Annotated in this window: 18 protein-coding genes; 13 read left to right on the top strand and 5 right to left on the bottom strand. The window is 54.0% G+C overall.

Annotation, left to right across the window (positions count from 1 at the left end; all coding sequences use genetic code 11):
• Positions 1 to 54: 54 nt before the first annotated feature.
• From FRIGORI9N_RS06285 to FRIGORI9N_RS06270, 4 genes are all read right to left on the bottom strand, one after another.
• Complete coding sequence (locus tag FRIGORI9N_RS06285; protein WP_159568976.1) at positions 55 to 816, bottom strand: hypothetical protein; 762 nt, start codon at positions 814 to 816, stop codon at positions 55 to 57.
• 141 nt (positions 817 to 957) lie between these two features.
• A complete protein-coding gene (locus tag FRIGORI9N_RS06280) occupies positions 958 to 2,739 on the bottom strand; it encodes an acyclic terpene utilization AtuA family protein (RefSeq protein ID WP_159568975.1) in 1,782 nt (593 codons plus the stop codon).
• 72 nt (positions 2,740 to 2,811) lie between these two features.
• The gene (locus FRIGORI9N_RS06275) at positions 2,812 to 3,948 is read right to left on the bottom strand and encodes a Fic family protein (RefSeq protein WP_159568974.1); all 1,137 of its coding nucleotides are present in this window, start codon (positions 3,946 to 3,948) and stop codon (positions 2,812 to 2,814) included.
• Between the two features lie 75 nt (positions 3,949 to 4,023).
• On the bottom strand, positions 4,024 to 4,446 hold the full coding sequence (locus FRIGORI9N_RS06270; protein WP_159569690.1) for an Lrp/AsnC family transcriptional regulator: 423 nt from the start codon (positions 4,444 to 4,446) through the stop codon (positions 4,024 to 4,026).
• Between the two features lie 132 nt (positions 4,447 to 4,578).
• Between FRIGORI9N_RS06270 and FRIGORI9N_RS06265 the strand changes: the two genes are divergently transcribed.
• The 5 genes from FRIGORI9N_RS06265 to pdeM are packed head-to-tail and all read left to right on the top strand — an operon-like array spanning position 4,579 to position 13,273.
• The gene (locus FRIGORI9N_RS06265) at positions 4,579 to 5,610 is read left to right on the top strand and encodes an ornithine cyclodeaminase (protein WP_159568973.1); all 1,032 of its coding nucleotides are present in this window, start codon (positions 4,579 to 4,581) and stop codon (positions 5,608 to 5,610) included.
• A complete protein-coding gene (gene rocF, locus FRIGORI9N_RS06260; RefSeq protein ID WP_159568972.1) occupies positions 5,607 to 6,545 on the top strand; it encodes an arginase in 939 nt (312 codons plus the stop codon). The genes FRIGORI9N_RS06265 and rocF overlap by 4 nt, the downstream gene beginning before the upstream one ends.
• Complete coding sequence (putA, locus tag FRIGORI9N_RS06255) at positions 6,505 to 9,891, top strand: bifunctional proline dehydrogenase/L-glutamate gamma-semialdehyde dehydrogenase PutA (RefSeq protein ID WP_159568971.1); 3,387 nt, start codon at positions 6,505 to 6,507, stop codon at positions 9,889 to 9,891. The genes rocF and putA overlap by 41 nt, the downstream gene beginning before the upstream one ends.
• 60 nt (positions 9,892 to 9,951) lie before the next feature.
• Positions 9,952 to 12,591, top strand: a complete 2,640-nt coding sequence (locus FRIGORI9N_RS06250; protein WP_159568970.1) for a ligase-associated DNA damage response DEXH box helicase — start codon at positions 9,952 to 9,954, stop codon at positions 12,589 to 12,591.
• A 31-nt stretch (positions 12,592 to 12,622) separates the two neighbouring features.
• Positions 12,623 to 13,273, top strand: coding sequence for a ligase-associated DNA damage response endonuclease PdeM (gene pdeM, locus FRIGORI9N_RS06245; protein WP_159568969.1), 651 nt, complete (start codon positions 12,623 to 12,625; stop codon positions 13,271 to 13,273).
• 18 nt (positions 13,274 to 13,291) lie between these two features.
• On the opposite strand, the gene FRIGORI9N_RS06240 is transcribed toward pdeM, so the two are convergent.
• Positions 13,292 to 13,744: a DoxX family protein gene (locus FRIGORI9N_RS06240; protein ID WP_159568968.1), complete on the bottom strand. Its 453-nt coding sequence runs from the start codon at positions 13,742 to 13,744 to the stop codon at positions 13,292 to 13,294.
• 226 nt (positions 13,745 to 13,970) lie between these two features.
• On the opposite strand from FRIGORI9N_RS06240, the gene FRIGORI9N_RS06235 reads away from it, so the two are divergent.
• The 8 genes from FRIGORI9N_RS06235 to FRIGORI9N_RS06200 all read left to right on the top strand — a co-directional run bounded on the left by FRIGORI9N_RS06235 (position 13,971) and on the right by FRIGORI9N_RS06200 (position 23,679).
• Positions 13,971 to 14,585 carry a TetR/AcrR family transcriptional regulator gene (locus FRIGORI9N_RS06235; RefSeq protein ID WP_159568967.1) on the top strand — a complete coding sequence of 205 codons (615 nt, stop codon included), beginning with the start codon at positions 13,971 to 13,973 and terminating at the stop codon, positions 14,583 to 14,585.
• Between the two features lie 17 nt (positions 14,586 to 14,602).
• A complete protein-coding gene (locus tag FRIGORI9N_RS06230) occupies positions 14,603 to 16,393 on the top strand; it encodes an acyl-CoA dehydrogenase C-terminal domain-containing protein (protein WP_159568966.1) in 1,791 nt (596 codons plus the stop codon).
• Positions 16,394 to 16,470: 77 nt separating this feature from the next.
• Positions 16,471 to 18,876, top strand: coding sequence for a 3-hydroxyacyl-CoA dehydrogenase/enoyl-CoA hydratase family protein (locus FRIGORI9N_RS06225; RefSeq protein WP_159568965.1), 2,406 nt, complete (start codon positions 16,471 to 16,473; stop codon positions 18,874 to 18,876).
• 11 nt (positions 18,877 to 18,887) lie between these two features.
• Entirely contained in the window at positions 18,888 to 20,087 is a 1,200-nt protein-coding gene (locus FRIGORI9N_RS06220; RefSeq protein ID WP_159568964.1) for an acetyl-CoA C-acyltransferase, read from the top strand.
• A 71-nt stretch (positions 20,088 to 20,158) separates the two neighbouring features.
• Positions 20,159 to 20,926: an enoyl-CoA hydratase gene (locus FRIGORI9N_RS06215; protein WP_159568963.1), complete on the top strand. Its 768-nt coding sequence runs from the start codon at positions 20,159 to 20,161 to the stop codon at positions 20,924 to 20,926.
• Positions 20,927 to 20,950: 24 nt separating this feature from the next.
• Positions 20,951 to 21,751, top strand: coding sequence for an acyl-CoA thioesterase II (locus tag FRIGORI9N_RS06210; protein ID WP_159568962.1), 801 nt, complete (start codon positions 20,951 to 20,953; stop codon positions 21,749 to 21,751).
• A gap of 17 nt (positions 21,752 to 21,768) precedes the next feature.
• Positions 21,769 to 23,334, top strand: coding sequence for a PQQ-dependent sugar dehydrogenase (locus FRIGORI9N_RS06205; protein WP_236550811.1), 1,566 nt, complete (start codon positions 21,769 to 21,771; stop codon positions 23,332 to 23,334).
• Positions 23,335 to 23,418: 84 nt separating this feature from the next.
• Entirely contained in the window at positions 23,419 to 23,679 is a 261-nt protein-coding gene (locus tag FRIGORI9N_RS06200; RefSeq protein WP_159568961.1) for a DUF2007 domain-containing protein, read from the top strand.
• Positions 23,680 to 23,710: the final 31 nt, after the last annotated feature.

Raw genomic sequence — 23,710 nt, 5'->3', positions numbered from 1 at the left:
AAAAGCCCTTGCCGGCGTGTAACCGGCAAGGGCTTTTTTGTGGGCGATTTGCGATTAACGCAGCAAGCCTGACAGTGACGCGGGGCGTGCCGCAATCACGTTCTGGATCAAGCTTGAAGTCATTGCAGTGATTGCGCCCAACTGGCCTGCATTCATCATGCTTGCTGTTGCGCTCATGTTGCCTGCCATGGTGGCTGTGGCCAAGCCGGCGACATCCATTGAGCCGGTGCTGGACATGTCTGCGGCCAGCGATGCACCCGAAGTTTTGTCGGCTACATTTTGTACCGTACCCAATACACCACCAGTCACACCTTCAACCACAGTGCCTGCTGTTTGGTAAGCGCTGTCTACTTTGTTCATCATCTGAGCACTTTGACCACCACCAAGCTTGATCGTGGCGTTCGCGCTTGCGCTGGCTGATGCTGTGGCCTGACCTGCGTTGTCTTGGCCTGCTTCAGCAGATTCACCCGCGCTGTCACCTGTGGAGGCTGTTTGGTCACCAGCTTCAGGCTGTTCCATTGCAGGTGCTTCTGCAGTGGGTGCTGGTTCGTTGGTTGGTGTTGGTTCTGCAACAGGAGTTGGTTGTGGTGCAGTTTCGGGTGCAGGTTGCGCAGCAGGTGGCTGCTGGCGCTGGAACAGGCTTACTTTGATTTCACCTTGTGCCTGACCTTGGGCAGCCGCTTGCTCACCAGAATGCGCGGCGGCGAACAAAGCGCCCCAGCCGTTCAGTGTGGCGATGTCGGATGCCTTGGCAGTCATGGGCATTGCGAAAGAGGAAGCGATGGCTGCAACGATTGCGATCTGTTTAACTTGCATGGTGTTTCTCCTGTGTGTTGGATGTAGTAGGCGCTCTTTGGATCACGCCTCACACCTTCTCTAACGGAGACACCGTGTAGGAAAAAGATAACTAGCTAGGGGGTACGCCCAACGTGGTGTACCCCTGCAAACAGGTGAAGATCATTCAGTAATTTTCATGTTCAGCAGCACTTGAGCCATTCCCTTGCCCAGCGGATCATTTCGCATTGAAGTCATTCCGCCACCGTCCAGGGCTTCTTGCATAACGATATTAAATGCTTGAACTTGAGGTAGCTCGAAAGTGTGAACCTCGCCTTTCACCAAGTGTGCAAGGTAGCCCTTTACCTGTTCTGGGCGCAGCAAATGCTGAAGTAGGGGCCAGTGCTCCGGCTTTCTTGCCACGATTCCCACATTGCTGGTGTTGCCTTTGTCGCCGCTGCGGCCGTGTGCAATTTCAATCAAGGGTTTGCCGATCAATTCAGGTGGAACAGACACCGCTTGAATTGCCTTCGCAGTGGCGGCTTGGTCGACAGTTGGTACTTTGGGGTGTTCCGGTTCCAGGTACTGAATTTGTTCGCCACTTACTTGAACCACAGCACTGTGCAGGTGCTTGGGCACGAAACAACTGAACATTTTGACCAGCGGGGTTACGTTGGGGCGGCCCATGCCAAAGTTACCGCTGGTGCCTGGTGCATAGCTGGTGCCCGCCGGGGCAATTTCGCGAGAAAAAATGGCAGCAGCTTTCTTGTCTGTGTGGGTAATTGCAATACGCAACATGGCTTCGTGGCCCAACTGCGCTTTGGCATGCGGGCCCAAATCGGTCTCACTACCAATGACTTCAATCGAGGTGCGGGTGTAGTCGGCCAGGCCTTGTCGTTTGAACATGGCACGCGTTCGCTCCAGAATTGCTTCACCAGTGCGCCGGGCTTTGGCGTGTGCATTAAACCCCACAATCGACAGCATGCCGATACAGCGAAACCCTTCCGGATACGTGGCGCATACTTTGTACAAGTCGCTTGGGGCCTTGCCAGTGGCGCCCCAAATTTTTACGCGATTCGGGCTTGTTTCTTCGATGTTCACGGTGGTGAAATCGCACACCACATCGGGCAGTGCATAGTTGGCGGGGTCGTGAATTTCATACAGCAGTTGTTCGGTGGCCACTGCTTTGTTCACCAGGCCGCCTGTACCTTCAGGTTTGCTCAATTCAAAGCTGCCGTTGGCAGCCACATCGATCACCGGGTAGCCGATATTGGCCCAGTCCGGTACCTGTTCCCAATCCGTGAAAAGTCCACCCGTGGCTTGCGCTCCACATTCGACAATGTGGCCCGCCAGGCTGCCCTGTGCCAGTTGATCCAGATCGCTCGCTTGCCATTTGAATTCATGCACCAGCGCACCCAGTACCATGGCGCTGTCTACTACGCGGCCGGTGATGACAATATCCGCTCCGGCATCGAGTGCCGCCGCAATCGGAAATGCGCCCAGGTAAGCGTTGGCCGTCAGGAAGAAAGGAGGGGCTGTTTGGCCGGAATGTTGGTCTGTTAATTCAACACCATTTTTTCTCAACTGCCCCAAAGTGCTGGTGGCGTCGTCGCCGCTTACCACGCCAATTCGAATGGTGTGCCCGGCCTCTGTCATGGCCTGTTGCAAGGCGGCTGCGCAACCAGCTGGGTTTAGTCCACCCGCGTTCGCGATAATCCTGATCCCTTTGGCTTTGGCGACTGGCAGGGCCTTTTTCATCAGGTCGATGAAATCAAGCGCATACCCGTGCTCCGGGTTCTTCATGCGCATGCCTGCCATGATGGCCAGTGTTAGTTCAGCCAGATAATCATAGGTGATGTACTGAATGCCCGGTACTTTCATCAATTGTTCTGTGCCCAGGCTGCTGTCGCCCCAAAAGCCGCAGGCGCCGCCGATCTTGATGGTGTTTGAATTGGGCATGCTCATGATCACTTGTTGATGGTTTTGGGAGACCCATCATAGCAAAGCCATTTGCAATAAATCAAACGATCGTTTGAATTATTCGACTTGTTTGTAACTTCTTTCCAGTGCATCCAGCATTAGATTGGCTGCAGTGGTGGTGTTGTGGTTCATGTCGGGTGCTATGCGCGGAAACACCATCATATTCTTGGTTTCATCGTCAAAGCAGGCTGGCAGCAAACCCGATTTCAGCAAAACGAAATCAGCGATCAGGCGGCATGTTCGACCGTTCCCGTCTGCAAAAGGATGAATTGAAACACCCTTCATGGCAGTTCGGGCGGCCAACAAAACCGGATTGCTGCTTCCCTTGTTCAGTTCCTCAGCCACTTCGGTACACAGCGTGTTCAACTGGGCGTGTACCATCGAACCCGGCACTGCCAGGCGGCTTGGGTGCGGGTCGCGGCTGCCCTGGGAGTCACAAAGGCCAATCCAGACGTTGTCGTATTGACGAACCAGGCCGCCGACCGTTTCGTTCACTCCCCGCATCAGGGTACTGTGAACGGCAATGAATAAATCATGAATTGTTTGCGGTGATACGGATTCGCTGTTTCTGGCGACTTGAAAAATCAGATCATTTGCGCACTGCCAGTTGAGCATCGCCTGCTTGTGGTGCGTGTTTTCGTCTTTTAGGGTTTCTGATCCTCCTCGGCGCGGTACTTCAAGCAGTTGAAGGTGTTCCGGTTCCACCACAGGAATCTGACTCTTGAATTGTTCAAGTTTTTGTTGTGCCAGCTCGACCACCGCCTTGTTCACAGGCTGATTAAAAATATAGTCGAAATTGCTTTTCATGGCTTCGTCGTTTTGTCCTGATGCAATCAGGTGCAGACGCGCGTCAAGGAAAGGGATTTGCTCCAGTCCTGATCGTTTGCTGTCGGCAGCAGGTGCAGTCGTGTAGCGTGTTTTCAGGCTTGATGGGGTAAACGGATCTCCCTGTTTTTCTTCTGTTTCTACCTTGGACCATTTTCCCTCGGCAGTTTTCACCGCAAGTGATGCAGGTAGTTCTTGAATGATTGCTGATCCAAACCGATGGGCCAGTAATCCAGAAAGGGATAACTTTGCAATTGTGGTCGCCGCATTGGGCAGGGCAGGGTCGGGCCGCGCGACTGCTTTTTCTGGCAGGTTTGGATCGTTAAGTGATTCCGCGCGGTGATTTGCAAGGTCGCTTCTTCGTAACATGACTCATAGGGTGGAGACGATATTTTTATGAGTGAGCCACATCCAGGCATGGTTCCATTGCTACTTCATCAGAGCCTAGTTTTTGTAGCTTGAGAGATGGATGCTTGTTTCCGTGTTGCTGATTCCCTTGATCAATCGTATGCGTTCAAGTATTCCAGAAAGTCCGTTCAGGTTTTCCGCCTGCAGTTCGACCAACAAATCCCAGCGTCCATTTGTGCTGTGAATAGCCGTAACACCAGGTTCACCCAGCAAATTTGCCAGCACGGTGCGGCTGTCATTGCCTTCAATCAAAATACTCATCCAGGCGACAATCAGATTGGCCGTGGCATCGGGTCTCAACTTCACGCTGTAACCCACGATAACACCTGAGTTTTCAAGTTTGTTGATTCGATTGCTCACTGTGCCGCGGGACACTTTCAAGTGGTGGGCCAATGTTGCAATGCTTAATCTCGCATTGGTGCGCAACAAACCCAAGAGTTGGCGATCTAGTGTATCCATCATGACGTTTTGAAGTTTATTTCTGACAATATGCTAGGAATATTGCATTTTGCAAGCACTTTATGTGCTTATGCTTGACAGTGTTTCATAGCAAAATGGTGTGTCTAACTGAGTTAAGCAGGTGGGGGGGTGATGATGAACACGCCATTCCTGAGCGCACAGGGCGCTGCAATTCTTGTTTCGCGTCATGGCCTTTCTCGATGTATTAGAGGCCTGCACGATGCAATTGCTCATGACTTCAAACGTTGGGAACAGTTTGAGAAGTCAGCGCGCCTTGCGACCCACTCTGCCGAGGGCGTCATTGAAATCATGCCGATCAGCGATGGACAAACCTACGGTTTCAAGTATGTCAACGGCCATCCGAACAACCACCGGCATGAATTGCCAACCGTGATGGCGTTTGGTGTATTGGCCAGCGTACAAACCGGTCTGCCTCAATTCATCAGCGAACTAACCTTGATCACGGCTTTGCGTACTGCCGCCACTTCCGTGTTGGCGGCCAGTCACCTCGCCAAGCCGGGGGCGCGCAGCATGGCCTTGATTGGCAACGGTGCGCAAAGTGAATTTCAGGCCGTTGCTTTTCACGAGGCTTTGGGCATCGACAGGTTTTACCTTTACGACACAGATCTTTTTGCGACCGAGAGATTGACTCACCATTTGAATGAACTCGGGTTTCATGTCACACGGTGCAAAAGTGTGGCTCAGGCTGTTGCGCGGGCAGATGTCATTACCACAGCCACGGCGGCAAAAACCCGGGCCCATGTATTGACCCGGGACATGCTGAGGCCTGGTGTTCACATCAATGCGATCGGGGGTGATTGCCCCGGGAAAACTGAACTTCACCCGGATGTACTTGGCAATGCCCGTGTGTTTGTGGAGTATGAGCCGCAAACCCGAATCGAAGGCGACATTCAGCAAATGCCATCCGATTTCCCGGTGATCCAGTTGTGGGAGGTGCTCACGGGTTTTGCGCTGGGGCGTACCCACGCAGACCAAATCACGGTGTTTGATTCTGTGGGTTTCGCGCTGGAAGATTTTTCTGCTTTGCGCTACATGCATGAACTGGCGGAGGAAAAAGGCGAGCTTGAGTACCTGTCATTGATTCCACACATGAGCAATCCGAAAAATCTTTATGGTTTGATATCGAAGGCAGAGTGCGCATGATTGCGCTGATCGGCGCGCCCTGCGACGCCGGGGCAAACACGGCAGGATCTGCACTGGGTCCTGATGCATTAAGGCGTGCGGGTATTCAGTACAGTTTGCAGAAAACGGGTTGTAAGGTTGAGGATTTGGGCGACCTTCAAGTTGAGCTGCCTGAAAAAGATACAGTGGTGCAGGGGTACCGGAATTTTCATGAAGTGGTGGCCTGGAATCGTGCAGTGCATTTGGCGGTGGCGAGCGCCTTGAAAGACGGAAATGTTCCCGTGTTGCTGGGGGGAGACCACTCCCTGGCCATGGGTTCAATCAGTGCGGTTTCGGCGCACTGCCGCCGGGCACACAAAGCGTTGCGTGTGGTGTGGCTGGACGCGCATGCCGATTTCAACACGGCCAGCACGTCAACCACAGGCAATATGCATGGCATGCCCTTGACCGCGCTGTGCGGGCAGGGGCCGCCAGAACTGACACAACTGGGTGGGTTCTGCCCGGCGTTGCAAGCATCTCAAATTCGCTTGTTGGGCGTGCGCTCAATCGATCCCGAGGAACATCGTGCAGTGCGCCGCGCCGCGCTGACCATGGTGACCATGCGGAACATTCACGGCCGCGGAATTGTTCAGGCCATGAACGCAGCGTTGGCCGACATTGATCCGGGTACGCATGTGCATGTCAGTTTCGATGTGGATTGTATCGATCCATCCGTGTTGCCCGGTGTAAGCACGCCGGAACAAGGTGGCCTGCAGCTGGATGCCCTGCATTACTGTTTGGCGCGGATTGCGCAAACGGGTTGTGTGGCTTCAGTGGACCTGGTTGAATTAAATCCTTTGGCCGACCCCTCGGGCGAAAGTGCTGAGCGTGCTGTGGAATTGTTGTCTGTGCTGTTGAATCCGGATTGGGAAAGGCATGTGCAACGCCCGTTTGATTGGGTTGAACATGCCGGTTGAACTTGACCGTTTGCGCGCGGAAATTAATTCACTGACCCGGGTGGATGAAGCGCAAAGGGTGCGTGTTTTGCTTGAACAAAGTACTTGGCTGGAGGCCGATTTTGAGGCCGTAAAACAAACGGCACTCGAACACGTCACGCGTTTGCGCAAGGTGCAAAAGCACAGCGCAGGCATTCAACAGTTGATGTCTGAATATCGCTTGTCTACCCAGGAAGGCGTGGCATTAATGTGCCTGGCAGAAGCTTTGCTGCGAATTCCTGACGCTCAAACACGCGATGAACTGATCCGTGACAAATTAAGCCATGCCAATTGGGCGGCGCACCTGGGGCACAGTTCTTCCCTGTTTGTGAATGCCAGCACCTGGGGTTTGTTCATCGCTGGGCACTGGGTTCAAATGCCAGGCGATGACAGCTTGTATTCCAGCCTGCAGCGTTTGATTGCGCGCAGCAGCGAGGGCCTTGTTCGCACGGCGGTTGAGCTGGCTGTGCGGTTCATGGGGCAACAGTTTGTTGCGGCCCAAACCATTGAGGAGGCCTTGCGCAACAGCCGTGCAAGCGTGGCACAGGGCCACACCTTTTCATTTGACATGCTGGGCGAGGCGGCAATGTGCGAAGCCGATGCGCAGGCCTACTTCGACAGTTATGCTCACGCCATTGACGTCATCGGACGCGACAACACACACGGTGTTATTGAGGGCAATGGCATTTCGGTGAAATTGTCAGCCCTGCACCCGCGTTACACGCTGTGGCAGGAAAAACGCGTGTGCGCTGAACTGTATCCGCGGCTTTACAGACTTGCGCTTTCGGCCAAACAGCGCAACATTGCATTCAATGTGGACGCAGAGGAAAGTGAGCGCCTGGATTTGTCGCTTGATCTGTTCACACGACTTGCTTTTGAGCCTGAACTGAAGCATTGGAACGGTTTGGGTTTGGCGGTACAGGCTTACCAAACCCGTGCCACGGCGGTGATTGAGTTTGTTGCTGCCTTGGCACGCACCAGTGAACGGGTCATTCAGGTTCGGTTGGTGAAAGGTGCCTATTGGGACAGCGAGATCAAACGTTGCCAAACTCAGGGGTTGGCGCACTTCCCGGTGTTTACGCAGAAGGTGCACACGGATCTTTCCTACTTGTGTTGTGCAGAATTGATGTTGCGCAATGCCAGTTTTATTTACCCCCAGTTTGCCACCCACAATGCTCACACCTATGCAGCCGTTCAACACCTGGCTGCGCAGCTTGGCGTGCGCAATGTCGAAATGCAGTGTTTGCATGGCATGGGGGAAGGGCTTTACCAGCGATGCAGAATTTATGCACCTGTGGGCACCCATCAAACATTGCTTCCTTATCTGGTTCGTCGCTTGCTTGAAAATGGTGCCAACACATCGTTTGTCAACCAGATCATGGATCCCGGTGTGGATATGAATGCATTGGTAGAACACCCTGTGGCCAGGTTGCGCAAGCACGGCATTCGCCCCAACCCCGCCTGTACGCCCGCGCCGCATTTGTTTGGTGCGAATCGCCTGAATTCAATGGGGTTTGATCTGTACTGCAAGCACACGGTGCAGTGTCTCCAGCAGTCTGTGGACAACAGTTTCCTGTCTGCGTTGGCGCCCATTGCTTACAGCACACAAACCCAAGTGCAAGATGCATTGAGCATGGCTTTGCGTTCACACGAGATAAGCCGCGACTGGTTTGAAAAAGCACCGGAACACCGGGCTGCTTGCTTGTTGCAGGCCGCCAAATTGCTGGAAGTACATCAACTTCAACTGATCAACCTCCTGGTGCATGAGGCAAAAAAAACCGTTCCAAATGCACACCTGGAAGTGCGTGAGGCAGTGGATTTTTGCCGCTATTATGCAGCTCAAATTTGTGCATTGCCTTGGTACAAAACCGGGTTTTCCCCGCGTTTGGCAGTGTGCATCAGCCCCTGGAATTTTCCACTGGCAATATTCATGGGGCAGCTTGTGGGGGCTTTGGCCAGCGGGCATGCTGTGGTGGCCAAGCCAGCTGAACAAACGCCACAAATCGCACGCAGTGCGGCGCATTTGCTGCACGAGGCGGGCGTGCCTGCTGCCGTGTTACAACTGGTGTATGGCGACGCAGAAGTGGGTTCCTGGCTGACCAGTTTTCCGGCGGTCAGTACTGTGTTGTTCACCGGTTCCAATGCCGCCGCAAAACACATTCAGGCCAATGTGCTGAAACACGATGCATCGCATTTCCCCGCTTTGCTGATCGCTGAAACAGGCGGGCAAAATGCCATGGTGGTCGATTCATCTGCATTGCTGGAACAAGTGGTGAGCGATGCACTTGAGTCGGCCTTTGGAAGTGCGGGGCAACGTTGCTCAGCCCTGCGCGTATTGTGCGTGCAAGATGACATTGCCGACAGGTTGATCACCCTGCTGAAAGCTGCAATGCAAGAACTTCAGGTAGGCGACCCGGCGAGTTTTTCCACCGATTTGGGCCCCTTGATTGATCAGGATGCATGGCAGCTTGTGCATGATCACATTGAACGCATGAAAGCAAAAAGTTTTCCGGTGTTTCAGGCCACACGCTTCGACAATTCCGCACAAGGACATTTCATTGCCCCCACGTTGATTGAACTGCAGCAGTTGCATGAATTACAGCGGGAGGTGTTTGGCCCGGTGCTGCACATTGTGCGTTTCAATGCAGATCAGTTGCCTGCGGTGTTGCATGAATTGAATGCCACCGGTTATGCCCTTACCTTTGGCATCCACAGTCGAATTCAATCCACCATTGAGCTGGCCTGCAACACCATTGAAGCGGGTAACGTGTACGTGAACCGGAACATGGTCGGGGCCGTGGTGGGCAGCCAACCGTTTGGCGGTCATGGCAAATCCGGAACAGGACCCAAGGCAGGGGGGGCGCATTACTTGCCCACCTTGATGCGCCTTGCCCAGTTTGAAAACCTGGGGGGTGAAATATTGCCAGGCCCCACGGGCGAACAAAATAGTTACCGTTGCCGGCCCCGTGGTCGCGTGTGGTGCACAGCACGTGATGCAGTGCAACTGCGGCAGCAAATTGATGCGGTATTGGCCACGGGCAATATTGCTGTTGTTGAAACGGGGGTGTTCAATCGATGGCACAAACAGGGTGTCGAGTGGACGGATGAAATTCAATTGGAATACATTGATGCCGCAGTCTGTGAACACACACCACAACGCGCACACGAAGTGGCTCGCGCACTGGCAGCACACTCGCAGCGCATCATTCCCTTGGTACTCGCGAATTCAGATGGCACGTACCCAGCCTATCGCTTGGTCTGTGAACAGCTTGTGTGTACCAACACCGCAGCGGCGGGCGGCAACATTGAATTGATTGCCCGGGTTTAAGCCAATTTTTGTGCATTTCCCGTGGCACAATCAGGCATCGTTGTTTCCTAGCAGTACACCATGTCTGAATTTCGAGGCATTCCTCCCGGTCCCAATGTAGGTACACAGCTGAAGGCTTTGCGCCGCAAGAAAAAAGCAGCAGACAAATCTGCAGCGCTGCAAGAATCCACCCAACAGGTGTTGTCTGCGCCAGCGTTGCCGATGAACACGGCACCTTTGTCAGAACTCACCTTGGCAAATGTTCAAGCATGGTTCCGTGCGCAAGGCTGGGAACCGTTCGAGTATCAAACACAGGTGTGGCAAGCATTCCAGAAAGGGCATAGCGGTTTGCTGCATGCCACCACTGGTGCAGGTAAAACACTGGCTGTGTGGTTGGGTGCATTGTTGCGTTTGGCGCAATTGCCCCGGCCTCGCGGTGCAGCCACACAAATCATGTGGATCACACCCATGCGTGCCCTGGCGGCTGACAGCACCAAGGCTTTGCAAAAATCGCTGGCTGCATTGGTAGGTGATTGCAATGTGGCACTTCAAACCGGCGATACCGATTCCGCAGCGCGTGCAGCCATCTTGCGCAAACCACCTTTCGCGTTGGTGACCACACCGGAAAGCCTCACCTTGATGTTCACACGCGCCAGCAGTCAGCCCAATTTAAGCAAGCTGCAAGTGTTGGTGGTCGATGAATGGCATGAGTTGATCGGCAACAAACGCGGCGTGCAGTTGCAGTTGGCGATTGCGCGTTTGGCCCGCATCAACCCGGGTTTGCAGGTGTGGGGCTTAAGTGCCACCTTGGGCAATTTGCAAGTGGCCACAGATGTTCTGCTTTGGCCTGTTCGCCAGCACAGCAAGTCAACTTTGGTTCAAGGCAAGTTGCCCAAGCAGTTGATCATCGACAGCCTGATCCCCGACACTTTTGAACGCTTCCCTTGGGGCGGGCATTTGGGTTTGAATCAATTGGAATTTGTTGCCAGAGAAATTGATCAGTCAGCCTCCACGCTGATCTTTACCAACACGCGTTCCCAGGCAGAAATTTGGTATCAAGCCTTGCTGGAAGCCCGACCCGATTACGCAGGTGCGCTGGCTTTGCACCATGGGTCGCTCGACAAAACAGTGCGCGATTGGGTGGAGCAGGGTTTGAAAAGCGGCAGTTTGAAGGCGGTGGTGTGCACATCGTCCCTTGACTTGGGCGTTGATTTTTTACCTGTCGAGCGTGTTATTCAAATCGGTTCGCCCAAGGGCGTCGCCCGTTTGCTTCAACGCGCAGGTCGTTCGGGGCATGCACCGGGTCGCCCCTCGCGGATTACCGTGGTGCCCACGCATGCACTGGAGCTGGTCGAGGCTGCTGCGGCCCGGTATGCAGCAGAACACAAGCAGATCGAATCGCGTTTCAGCCCCCAGGCACCACTGGACGTACTGGTTCAGCACTTGGTCACCATTGCGATGGGCAGTGGTTTTAAACCCGATGAACTGTTTTCAGAAGTTCGAACCACCAACGCTTATGCCAATTTGACCCGCGCCCAGTTTGACTGGGCTTTGGCTTTTGTGGAGAAGGGGGGAGAAAGTTTGGCTGCATATCCCGATTACCAGCGCGTTGCAGCAGGCGACGACGGCATTTACCGCGTGCCCCGCCGCGACATAGCACGCAGGCACGCCATGTCGGTGGGCACCATTGTCTCCGATGCCGCCATGCAAGTGGCATGGATGACCGGCGGGCGTTTGGGCACCATCGAGGAGGGCTTTATTGCACGCCTGAAAACCGGTGATTGTTTCAGTTTTGCTGGCCGGGTGCTCGAGCTGGTGAAGGTGCGTGACATGACAGCCTACGTTCGAAAAGCCAACCGCAAAAAGGCGACCGTGCCGCAGTGGCAGGGCGGAAAAATGCCATTGAGCAGCGAGCTTGCCCATGCTTCCCTGCAAATGCTGGAGCTTGCGCACCAAGCCATTTCGACCGGTAAAAAACCAGCCCTGCCCGAATTACGCGCACTTGAAAGTTTGCTGGCTTTGCAAATGCGCTGGAGCGCATTGCCCAACACCGTCAATTTATTGGTCGAAGAACTTCACAGCAAGGAAGGTCACCACCTGTTCGTGTATCCCTTCGAGGGGCGCACTGTGCACATTGGTTTGGCAAGTCTTTTGGCGTGGCGCGCATCAAGACACAAGCCGGGCACATTTTCAATTGCCATGAATGATTATGGTTTTGAGTTGCTCAGTGCCGAGCCCATCAACTGGCATGAATGGTTCAAGGATGGTTTGTCAGAGTCTGCGCTTTTTTCCACTGAGAATTTATTCGAGGATGTACTGGCGTGCCTGAATGCATCTGAACTGGCCCAGCGCCGGTTTCGCGAAATTGCGCGAATTGCCGGTTTGGTGTTTCAGGGGTATCCGGGTGCCGGTAAAAGTGCCAAGCAATTGCAGGCCTCCAGCGGCTTGTTCTTCGAGGTTTTTAGAAAATACGATCAAGGTAATTTGCTGCTGGACCAGGCGCAACGGGAAGCCCTTGAGCAGGAACTTGATTTGGCGCGCATGGTGCAGGCACTGAACTCCATTCAATCCAAAACACTGGTTTATCAATCAATCGATAAACCCTCGCCATTCGCGTTTCCCTTGTTGATTGAACGGTTGCGCGAGACAGTGAGCACAGAAAAACTCAGTGATCGCGTGGCTCGCATGGTGGCTGAACTTGAAAAAGCTGCTCAGGTTTGACGAATTCAAATTTTTTTAGGTGATTTTTCACGTGAGATTGTTGTCGGCTACCCATCCGGTAAGTACTGTCGAAACGCCATTCGGCGTATTAATCCTGTCGCACCAGAAAGTGGTGTTCTCGCCCACACAGAAAGCCTTGTTCGTGGCCGACATACACTTGGGCAAAGCCGCCACCTTTCGAAGCCTTGGCGTACCCGTGCCGGCCGGGACCACGCAGGAAAATCTCGATCGCTTGTCCTTGGCCATTGCCGACCACCAGCCACATGCCATTTATTTCCTCGGTGACCTGTTGCATGCCAAGGCAGCGCACAACAAAGACCTGCTTGAAAAACTACACACCTGGCGTTTGCAGCACACCGATATCGACATGACATTGATTCGCGGCAATCACGACAGCAAGGCGGGCGACCCTCCAGCAACCCTGAATATCACGGTGGTGGAAGAGCCTTTTGTGTTGGGTGGTTTTGCTTTGTGTCATCACCCGCATACCGTGCCGGGTGCCTTGGTGCTGGCCGGGCACGAACACCCAGTGGTGGTGCTCAACGGAAAAGGCAGAAGCAGGGCGCGTTTGCCTTGCTTCTACCTTAAGTCAGATCAATTGATACTGCCTTCATTTGGTGCGTTCACCGGTGGTTATCAAGTCAATCCCCAGGCCGGTGAGGCCGTATTTCCAGTGGTTTAATCACTGACCAGGCGCGCCTTACTTGCCTTTGCTCAGGCCCAGCTTTCCACCACCCAAGGCCACAATCATCAACAAACCGCCAGCCACGCTGATGTTTTTCATGAACATCAGCTGCTGCACATAGGCTTGATCGGCTGGCATGGTCCAGTAGTTGTGAAACAGCACCGATGCCGCCAAAGTGAAACCTGCCAGCAGCAAGGCTGCAATACGCACCTGGAAGCCAACAATCAAAGCCAGGCCTGCGCCAATTTCAACCGCAATTGTGAGCACGGTCAGCAGCTCTGGAAAGGGCAAGCCCACGGAACCGATGTAGCCCGCTGTGCCTTCGAATCCACCAATTTTGCTGAAACCAGCCAGTACGAACATGGTCGCAAGCAAAACCCGGCCAAGCAGGGCGATTGTGGACGCTGAGTTGTTCAAGGCACTGTCTACTGCATTGGTACCAGTGTGTGTTGCGTTTGCTGTAGTCATTTCAATTCTCCGTATTGGGTTTGCGATTCACTGAATCGATGGTTGAATCATGCGCGTTCGATTGTTAAAAATCGAGTGGCGTTTTTTGCAGTGTTTATTCAAATATTTTGAATAAATGAATTGCACCCATGGGGTTGTAGAGGAATTTCTCTAACCTGGGCCATTCCCTTTTTCCCAAAGAAATAGCGTACACTCATAAAAAAACGAACGTTCGGTCTATTTTTATATGCGCAAAGGTGAACAAACCCGAGCCGCCATTGTAGAGGCGGCGCTAGAAATCGCGTCCACGCAAGGACTCGAGGGGTTAACCATTGGCTCCATCGCAGAAAAAATGGCCATGAGTAAAAGTGGAGTGTTCGCCCATTTCGGCTCACGTGAAGAACTTCAAATCGCAGTACTGCAAGAGTACGAAACACAATTCATCGATGCCGTATTGTTTCCCTGCCTGAAAGAGCCCCGTGGACTGCCGCGTTTGCGTGCAATCTTCATGCGCTGGCTTGATCGAATTGGCAAAGAAATCGACAGTGGTTGCATCTATATTTCAGGCGCGACAGAATACGATGACAGGCCAGGGGCGGTTCGCGATGTCCTGGTGAAAATGCATCGCGACTGGCAAAAAGAAATGCACCGTGCCACGGCACAGGCCATCGAAGAAAATCATTTACCAGCCAATCAGGCGCATGCGGACCAGCTCGTTTTCGAGATGGTTGGCCTGATTCTGGCAGCCCACCAGCAAGGTCGCCTCATGGGCGACACCTTGTCTGTGAAACGGGCCAGCCAAGGCTTTGAACGCATGATTCAGCATTACCAGCAAACCCAGTCAGAAATTCTGAGCCAGTAGTACCAGGAGACACTTCAATGAGCCAATACACGCCCCCAGTCCGCGACATGCAATTTGTACTGCACGAAATGTTCAATGCGGAAGCCACTTTCAAAAGCATTCCCGCTTTTGCGGAAATTGACGCTGACACCATGAATCAGATCATGGAAGAAGGCGGCAAGTTCTGCGCGGAAGTATTGCAACCGCTGAACGCCGTGGGCGATTCCGAAGGTTGTACCTTGAACAAGGCCGATCATTCCCTGAAAACGCCAACAGGCTTCAAAGAAGCCTATCAACAGTTCGTTGAGGCTGGTTGGGCTTCGCTCAGCTGCGACCCCAACTACGGTGGTCAAGGCCTGCCGGTTACTGTGAACCAGACTTTCTATGAAATGATGAACAGCGCCAATCAGGCCTGGACCATGTACCCCGGCCTGACCCACGGTGCCTACGATTGCCTGCACGAGCACGGTAGTCAGGAACAGAAAGACTTGTACCTGCCCAAGCTGACCAGCGGTGAATGGACTGGCACCATGTGCCTGACCGAGCCCCATTGCGGTACCGACCTGGGTATGTTGCGCAGCAAGGCCGAGCCACAAGCCGATGGCAGCTACAAAATTACCGGTGCGAAAATTTTCATCAGCAGTGGTGAACACGACATGGCCGAGAACATCATTCACCTGGTGTTGGCACGCCTGCCCGACGCACCTGTGGGCACCAAGGGCATTTCGCTGTTCCTTGTTCCCAAGTTTGTTCCCAATGCAGATGGAACCCTGGGCGAACGCAATCCGATTTTCTGCGGCGCCATTGAACACAAAATGGGCATTCACGGCAATGCAACATGCCAAATGAACCTGGACGGCGCAAGCGGTTGGTTGATCGGCCAGCCTCACCGCGGTTTGGCTGCCATGTTCGTGATGATGAACGCAGCCCGCCTGGGCGTGGGCATGCAGTCACTGGGCCTGACCGAAGTGGCTTATCAAAACGCCGTGGTGTACGCCAAAGACCGTATTCAAGGCCGTTCATTGACCGGCCCCAAATCAGCAGACAAACCTGCAGATGCCATTATTGTTCACCCTGATGTTCGCAAAATGCTGTTGACCACCCGCGCCTATGCTGAAGGTGGCCGGGCATTGTGCCTGTGGACTGCGCTTGAGCTGGACAAAGAGCTGAACCACCCAGACGAAGCCGTTCGCAAGGAGGCTTCCGACATGGTTGCCCTGGCCACCCCCATTGTGAAAGCCTTTATTACCGACAATGCATGGGAAGCCACTTCACACTGCATGCAGGTGTATGGCGGCCATGGTTACATCGCCGAATGGGGCATGGAACAGTATGTGCGCGACAGCCGCATCAACATGATTTACGAAGGCACCAACACCATTCAATCACTCGACCTGCTGGGTCGCAAAGTGTTGGGCGATGGCGGCGCCAAGTTGATGAAGTTTGGCAAAATGGTTCGTGCTTTGTGCGAAGCTGAGGCCAACAACCCAGCCATGAAAGAGTTTGTAGAACCCTTGGCCGACTTGGGCGACAAGGTCAGCAAGCTGACCATGGAAATTGGTGGCAAGGCCATGCAAAACCCTGATGAAGTGGGTGCCGCTGCTGTGGATTACCTGCGCGTAGTAGGCCACTTGTTCTATGGCTACTTCTTCGCACAAGCTGCAAAAATCGCGCTTGAAAAACAAGCCAGTGGTGACAAGTTCTACACCGCCAAGCTGCACACAGCCCGTTTCTACTTCCAGAAAATGCTGCCCGAAACCGCCATGCTGATACGCAAGGCGCGCGCAGGCTCCAGCAGCCTGATGGAAATGGAAGCAGACCTGTTCTAAGAAATCCTGTCCCGTAGTACCCCGCAGCCCACATGTGGCTGCGGGCGTTGAATCCAATTAACTCGAAGGAGACACGCGTGTCCAATTTCATCGTTCGCAAAGTCGCCGTGCTCGGCGCTGGCGTGATGGGTGCTCAAATTGCTGCCCACTGTGCCAATGCCAAAGTGCCAGTGGTGCTGTTTGATTTGCCCGCCAAGGAAGGCCCCAAGAATGGCATCGTTGACAAAGCCATCTTGAACCTGACCAAGCTGAAGCCTGCCCCGTTTGGCGCGAAAGACGTTGCGCAATATGTGCAAGCTGCCAACTACGAAGAGCATCTGGAGCTGTTGCAAGGTTGCGACCTGGTGATCGAAGCGATTGCTGAACGCATGGATTGGAAACACGATCTGTACAAAAAAGTTGCGCCGCACATCAATGCCACCGCAATTTTTGCAACCAACACCTCGGGCTTGAGCATTTCCAAGCTTAGCGAAGGTTTTGATGCTGAACTGAAAAGCCGCTTTTGTGGCGTTCACTTCTTCAATCCGCCCCGCTACATGCACCTGTGCGAACTCATTCCATTGAGCACCACGCGCCAGGACATTCTCGACAATCTCGAAACCTTCCTGACCACCACTTTGGGCAAGGGCATTATTACAGCCAAAGACACGCCCAACTTCGTGGCCAACCGCGTGGGCGTGGCCGGCATGCTGGCCACCATGGCCGAAGCACAGAAGTACGGTATTCCATTCGACATCGTTGATCAGCTGACCGGCTCTAAATTGGGTCGTGCAAAGTCCGCCACATTCCGCACTGCCGACGTGGTGGGTCTGGACACCATGGGCCACGTGATTGCAACCATGCAAAACACACTGCCCAACGATCCGTTTGCACCCAGCTACGCCACACCCGCCGTATTGAAGGCCTTGGTTGAAAAAGGTGCCTTGGGCCAGAAAACCAAAGGTGGCTTCTTCAAGAAAGAAGGCAAGCAGATCATGGTGTTTGATGCAAGCACCAGCGGCTACGTACCTTCTGAAGGCAAGGCCGACGAAGCCGTGTTGAAGATCTTGAAAAACCGCAACGTGGCCGAGCGCATGGCTGCACTGCGTGCTTCCGAGCACCCGCAAGCCAAATTCCTGTGGGCCATTTTCCGCGATGCATTCCACTACATCGCCTTCCACTTGAACGAAATTGCCGACACTGCACGCGAAGTGGACTTCTCGCTGCGCTGGGGTTATGGCTGGACAGAAGGTCCATTCGAAACCTGGCAAGCTGCAGGCTGGAAACAGGTTGCTGAATGGGTAAAAGCGGACATTGATGCCGGCGAAGCACTGTGCAATGCACCGTTGCCAGCTTGGGTTTTCGAAGGCCCCGTGGCTGAAAACGGCGGCGTGTACAGCACGGCCGGCGCATTCAGCCCAGCCTCGAATTCCTTCGTGCCCCGCAAAGATTTGCCTGTGTACCAGCGCCAAGTTTTCCGCGCCAAAGTATTGGGCGAAACAACAGTCACTGGTCACAACGGCGGCACCACAATCAAAGAAAACGATGCGGTTCGCATTTGGACAGCACCGGGTCATGACGACGTATTGATTTTGTCGATCAAAACAAAAATGCACGCCATTGGCCCCGACGTCATCACCGGCACCCACGAAGCCATTGCCTTGGCTGAGAAAAGCTACAAAGGTTTGGTGTTGTGGAGCCCGGATGAACCCTTCTCCGCAGGTGCCGATTTGCAGGCCATGTTGCCTGCATTCATGCAAGGCGGTGGCAAGGCCATCGAACCCATGGTTGCAGAATTCCAGAAGGGCACAGCCGCACTGAAATACGCACAAGTTCCAACCGTGGCCGCCGTAACTGGCTTGGCTTTGGGTGGTGGGTGTGAATTCGCAATTCACTGTGCTGCACGTGTTGCAAACCTGGAAAGCTACATGGGTCTGGTGGAAGTGGGCGTTGGCCTGATTCCAGGCGGTGGTGGTTTGAAAGAGATCGCTGTAAACGCTGGCCTGGCTGCTCAAAAAGCGGGTTCTGCCGACGTATTGGCTTTCCTGAAAGACGGCTTCATGACCGCTGCCACTGCCAAGGTGGGCACATCGGCCATGGAATGTCGCGACCTGGGCTTCATCAAGGAATCCGACACCATCGTATTCAACAGCCATGAACTGCTGTACGTCGCAATTTCACGTGCACGCGCCATGTTCGATGGCGGCTATCGCCCACCCCACAAAATCAAGGGTGTGCCCGCCGCAGGCAAATCAGGCTACGCCACAATCAAGGCGCAACTGGTCAACATGCGCGACGGTGGTTTCATCTCCGCCTACGACTTCCACTTGGGCTGTGTCATCGCCGAAGTGGTGTGTGGTGGCGAAATTGAAACTGGCTCCTTGGTGGATGAAGAGTGGTTCCTGAATCTGGAACGCAAGCACTTCGTGAAGTTGCTCGACAACCCCAAGACACAAGAACGAATCATGGGCATGCTGCAAACCGGCAAACCCGTACGTAACTAAGGAGAGCAAACATGGCTCAAACTTGTAAAGATGTTTACATTGTCGCCGCAACGCGCACCCCGATCGGCAAAGCCCCACGTGGCATGTTCAAAGACACCCGCCCCGATGACCTGCTGGTGCACGCCATTGCCAGCGCCATGGCCCAGGTGCCCACGCTCGACCCCGCTTCAATCAACGATGCAATCGTAGGTTGTGCATTCCCCGAAGGCGAGCAGGGCATGAACATGGCCCGCATCGCTGTGTTGCTGGCAGGCCTGCCCAACACCGTGGGTGGCGTTACCATCAACCGCTTCTGCGCATCTGGTATCACGGCTGTTTCCATGGCCGCCAATGCAATCGCCATGGGCGAAGCTGAAGTCATGATCGCTGCGGGTGCAGAAAGCATGAGCATGGTGCCCATGAGCGGCAACAAGCCCAGCTTCAACAATGCGATTTTCCAGAAAGACGAAAACTTAGGGATCGCCTATGGCATGGGCATGACCGCTGAAAAGGTTGCCCAGCAGTGGGGCATCAGCCGCGACGCGCAAGACGAGTTCGCACTGAATAGCCACAAAAAGGCAATCGCAGCCCAACAGGCTGGCGAGTTCAACGACGAAATTACACCCTTCACCGTGGTCAAAGCCACGCCCGATTTGGCCACTGGTGAAATCAAAACTTCCAGCAAAGAAGTGAAGCTGGACGAAGGCCCCCGTGCCGACTCGTCCATCGAAGGCCTCACCAAACTGCGCCCCGTGTTTGCTGCCAAAGGCTCTGTAACAGCCGGTAACAGCTCGCAGATGAGCGACGGCGCAGGCGCACTGATTCTGGCTTCTGAAGAAGCTGTGAAGCGCTACAACCTGACTCCGCTGGCCAAGTGGCGTGGTTTTGCGGTGCGCGGTGTACCCCCGGAAATCATGGGCATTGGCCCCAAGGAAGCAATTCCTGCCGTGTTGAAAACTGCTGGCCTGAAAACCAGCGACATCGACTGGTTTGAATTGAACGAAGCGTTTGCCGCACAATCGCTGGCCGTGATGAAAGACCTGGAACTGGACCCAAGCAAGGTGAACCCCATGGGCGGTGCGATCGCCTTGGGCCACCCGCTGGGCGCAACAGGTGCAATTCGTGCAGCCACTGTGGTGCATGCACTGCGCAGACACAACCTGAAATACGGTATGGTCACCATGTGTATCGGCACCGGCATGGGTGCAGCAGGCATCTTCGAACGCGTGTAATTTCAGCGCGAACAAAAGCGGGTGTGGGTGCAAACCTTCACCCGCTTTTTTAACTGACAGGGAATACGGCAGTGGACATTCAAACAGAAATCAGCAACGGGCTGATGACCATCACCATCAATCGGCCCGAGCGTAAAAACTCATTCACCAACGCCATGTACACCGCGCTGGCCGATGCGTTTCGTGATGCCACCCACAGCAGTGGCGTAAAAGTGGTGTTGCTCAAAGGGCATGAAGGCTGCTTTTCCGCAGGCAACGATCTTGGCGATTTCTTGAACAACCCACCGACCGATCTTGATGCACCCGTGTTCCGTTTCCTGCGCATGATCTCCATGTTCCCTAAGCCCGTGGTGGCGCAGGTTCAAGGTTTGGCCATTGGCATTGGCACCACCGTATTGTTGCACTGCGACTTGGTCTACGCTGCAAGCACAGCAAAATTTTCCATGCCTTTCGTAAAATTGGGCTTGTGCCCTGAAGCGGCATCGAGCCTGTTGCTGCCAATTTCCGCGGGGTATCAGAAAGCCGCTGAATTGCTGCTGCTCGGCGATCTATTCACTGCATTGAAAGCCTACGACACCGGCATTGTTTCCGACGTACTTGAACCGGAAACACTGGATGCACACGTGCAGGCGCAAGTGAAAAAACTGCTCGACTTGCCACTGACCAGTTTGTTGACCACCAAGCGCCTGATGAAGTCGGTGACCAAGGCTGCCATTTCAGAAAAAATGGCCGAAGAAGGGCACTTGTTCATGAGCATGATTCCGCAAGCGCCAGCGCAAGAGGCATTCAAAGCGTTTGGCGAAAAACGCGCTCCCAATTTCAAGCAATTCGAACATTAATTCAATAAGCACCAAGGGCCCAGCATGACCGTCGCACTCTCCGAAATTTTATCCAGCCGCCGCTTGAGTGGTGACACCGTCACCTTCCAGGCCACGGAAGACTGGATGCAGGGCCGTACCATGTTTGGTGGCTTTTTGTCCGCATTGGCTGTGGTGGCCATGCGTGACACCCTGGGCATTGACATGCCATTGCGTGCCTTGCAAACCAACTTTGTGGGCCCCGTGCCCGCCGGTGATGTGGTGTACCGCACGCGACTGCTTCGGCAAGGCAAAAGTGTCAGTCAGGTGCAATGTGAAATTTACAGCGACGAAACACTGGCTGGCCTCGTGGTCGGCGTGTTCGGTGCACCGCGTGAAACAGCACTGCCAGTGTTGACACCCGAGCACAAGCCGCTTCCCAAGGCGGTTGAAAACATCCCGGCCTTGCCCTTCATCCCCAAAATTACGCCCAACTTTTTGCAGCATGTTGAAATGCGCTGGGCAGTGGGCAGCATTCCTTACATGGGCACACCCTTTTGGGAAAGTGGCATTTACATTCGCGCCACCGACAAAAATCTCAGCCCTGAAGTACTGATTGTGATGCTCAGTGATGGCCCACCCACGCCATGCTTAAGTCACTTCAAAGGGCCTGTCATGGCCAGCTCTGTGAGCTGGTCGCTTGAATTGCCGCCCATGCCCGCCAACATCGACAGCGAAGGCTGGTTCCAAATCGACATGGAAACCAAAGCAGGTGCAGACGGTTACGTGAATCAAAGTGCCAAGCTGTGGACTCCGAATGGTGAATTGGCCTCTCTGGGCTATCAGGTGGTGGCGGTTTACGGTTGATTGCAGGAAGCGCATTCGTGAGTCACACAAACAAACGGTTCTCCATTGTCCTGGTTTGGCTTTTGGTCTGGTTGGTGGGTTCTGTACTGGGCACACTGGTTCAGTCTCAAATCAATTTGAATGCCTTGCAAAACTTGGGTGTTGGCATTCCGTTGGATACCCGCCTTCACACCACAATTCACGATCTCGGGAACTTCTCGCCGGTTTATGCGGTCATTTTCGGGTGTAGTTTTGCGGTGTCTCAGGTCGTCGCATTGCTGTTTACGCGCTTCACCGGCACCGCATGGCGTACTTTTTGGTGTGTGTTCGGTGCTGCCTTGGGCCTGTGGGTAACTTTTAAAGTGGTCGACATGATTGCACCAATGCCAATACTGATTTCATCCACCCGCACCGCTGGCGGCATGTTCTCCATGCTTGCCGCCGCTGCAGTGTCGGGTGCCTTGTTCTCGAAATTATCGACTCGCAAGTTGTCGGCAGGCCCGGCTTTGGCTGTCTTGTTGGTTGCAGGTTTTGCATTGCCGCCCGGCGAGGTGCTTGCTCAAGCAGGTAAGTCTTACAAGATCGAAACCTTTGTTGATGGCTTGGATAGTCCCTGGTCCATGGCGTTTTTGCCGGATGGTCGTGCATTGATCACGGAAAAGCCAGGCCAGTTGCGCTTGGTCGGGGCAGACGGCAAAGCAATGAGCAAACCATTGGGTGGCGTACCACAGGTGTTTTACAGCGGGCAGGCAGGTTTGTTCGACGTGTTGCCTGCCAGTGATTTCGTGCAAAACCAGCAAATTTTCTTGAGCTATGCCTGTGGCACCCGCAGTGCAAACCATCTTTGTGTCTCCAGTGCAAAGCTCGGCACCAATAGTCTCGAGAACGTGAAAGAAATTTTCCGCTCCCAAATGGCCAAGTCCGGCAGTGCGCATTACGGTGGTCGCATGGCCTGGCTACCCGATAACACATTGATTGTGACGCTGGGTGACGGCTACAGCTACCGCGAAGAAGCGCAGAACCTGTCGAACCACCTTGGAAAAATTGTTCGTATCAATGCCGATGGTTCGGTGCCCAAGGACAATCCTTTCGTGGGCAAGCAAGGCGCACGGCCCGAAATTTACAGCTATGGTCACCGCAATGTGCAGGGGCTGGCCTACGACACAGCCAACAAGCGCTTGATTGCGCATGAGCATGGCCCACGTGGTGGCGACGAGGTGAATGTGATCACCCCCGGCACCAATTACGGTTGGCCCAAAGCAACCTATGGCATTGATTACACCGGCGCACAAATTTCACCCTTCAAAGAATACGAAGGAACCCAACAACCTGCAATTTATTGGGTGCCGTCCATTGCACCTTCTGGCATGACTGTCTACAACGGCGACATGTTTCCCCAGTGGAAAGGCAACTTGCTGGTGGGCGCATTGAAGGCACAACAGGTCAGCCGTGTGGTCTTGAAAGGCAACAAGGCTTCGGAGGAAGAAGTGTTGTTCAAAGAGGTCGGTGCCCGTTTTCGTGACATTCGCACCGGTCCGGACGGCGCCATCTATCTGCTGACCGACAGCTCGGACGGCAAGGTGCTTCGCGTGAGTGCCCGGTAAGCCCAATTCCCACAACGATGCGGTCAACGTCTTATCACCCAGTAACGCTTTTTTAGGCTAGTCTGGGAGGTAAGGGGAAACGCCATGAAGATTGTATTCAAAGCCGGCAACATCATTGAGGCGCACATCGTCGCAGGCATGTTAAACGCATGCGATATCCAGACTTACGTCGGGGGACATTTTTTGCAAGGCGCTGTGGGTGATCTTTGCCCCAGCGGGTTCGCCAATGTGTTTGTCGCGCCTGAGGATTTCGATTTGGCCTGCACATTGATTGCCGAATATGACGCGTCAGCCCAGATTCTAACCAATTCCGATTTCGTTTCAACTCAGGCCAAGTTGGCCTGACTCAGTTCACTCGAACGGGGATGGCCCTGTT

The organism is Limnobacter sp. 130 (assembly GCF_902506325.1).
Classification (GTDB): Bacteria; Pseudomonadota; Gammaproteobacteria; order Burkholderiales; family Burkholderiaceae_B; genus Limnobacter.
The sequence above is the reverse complement of the archived record's forward strand: the minus strand, read 5'-3'. Positions and strand labels throughout refer to the sequence as shown.

Coding starts and splice junctions, on each gene's coding strand:
- FRIGORI9N_RS06285 (WP_159568976.1), bottom strand. CDS start 816: ATGCAAGTTAAACAGATCGCAATCGTTGCAGCCATCGCTTCCTCTTTC.
- FRIGORI9N_RS06280 (WP_159568975.1), bottom strand. CDS start 2,739: ATGAGCATGCCCAATTCAAACACCATCAAGATCGGCGGCGCCTGCGGC.
- FRIGORI9N_RS06275 (WP_159568974.1), bottom strand. CDS start 3,948: ATGTTACGAAGAAGCGACCTTGCAAATCACCGCGCGGAATCACTTAAC.
- FRIGORI9N_RS06270 (WP_159569690.1), bottom strand. CDS start 4,446: ATGGATACACTAGATCGCCAACTCTTGGGTTTGTTGCGCACCAATGCG.
- FRIGORI9N_RS06265 (WP_159568973.1), top strand. CDS start 4,579: ATGATGAACACGCCATTCCTGAGCGCACAGGGCGCTGCAATTCTTGTT.
- rocF (WP_159568972.1), top strand. CDS start 5,607: ATGATTGCGCTGATCGGCGCGCCCTGCGACGCCGGGGCAAACACGGCA.
- putA (WP_159568971.1), top strand. CDS start 6,505: ATGTGCAACGCCCGTTTGATTGGGTTGAACATGCCGGTTGAACTTGAC.
- FRIGORI9N_RS06250 (WP_159568970.1), top strand. CDS start 9,952: ATGTCTGAATTTCGAGGCATTCCTCCCGGTCCCAATGTAGGTACACAG.
- FRIGORI9N_RS06240 (WP_159568968.1), bottom strand. CDS start 13,744: ATGACTACAGCAAACGCAACACACACTGGTACCAATGCAGTAGACAGT.
- FRIGORI9N_RS06235 (WP_159568967.1), top strand. CDS start 13,971: ATGCGCAAAGGTGAACAAACCCGAGCCGCCATTGTAGAGGCGGCGCTA.
- FRIGORI9N_RS06230 (WP_159568966.1), top strand. CDS start 14,603: ATGAGCCAATACACGCCCCCAGTCCGCGACATGCAATTTGTACTGCAC.
- FRIGORI9N_RS06220 (WP_159568964.1), top strand. CDS start 18,888: ATGGCTCAAACTTGTAAAGATGTTTACATTGTCGCCGCAACGCGCACC.
- FRIGORI9N_RS06210 (WP_159568962.1), top strand. CDS start 20,951: ATGACCGTCGCACTCTCCGAAATTTTATCCAGCCGCCGCTTGAGTGGT.
- FRIGORI9N_RS06200 (WP_159568961.1), top strand. CDS start 23,419: ATGAAGATTGTATTCAAAGCCGGCAACATCATTGAGGCGCACATCGTC.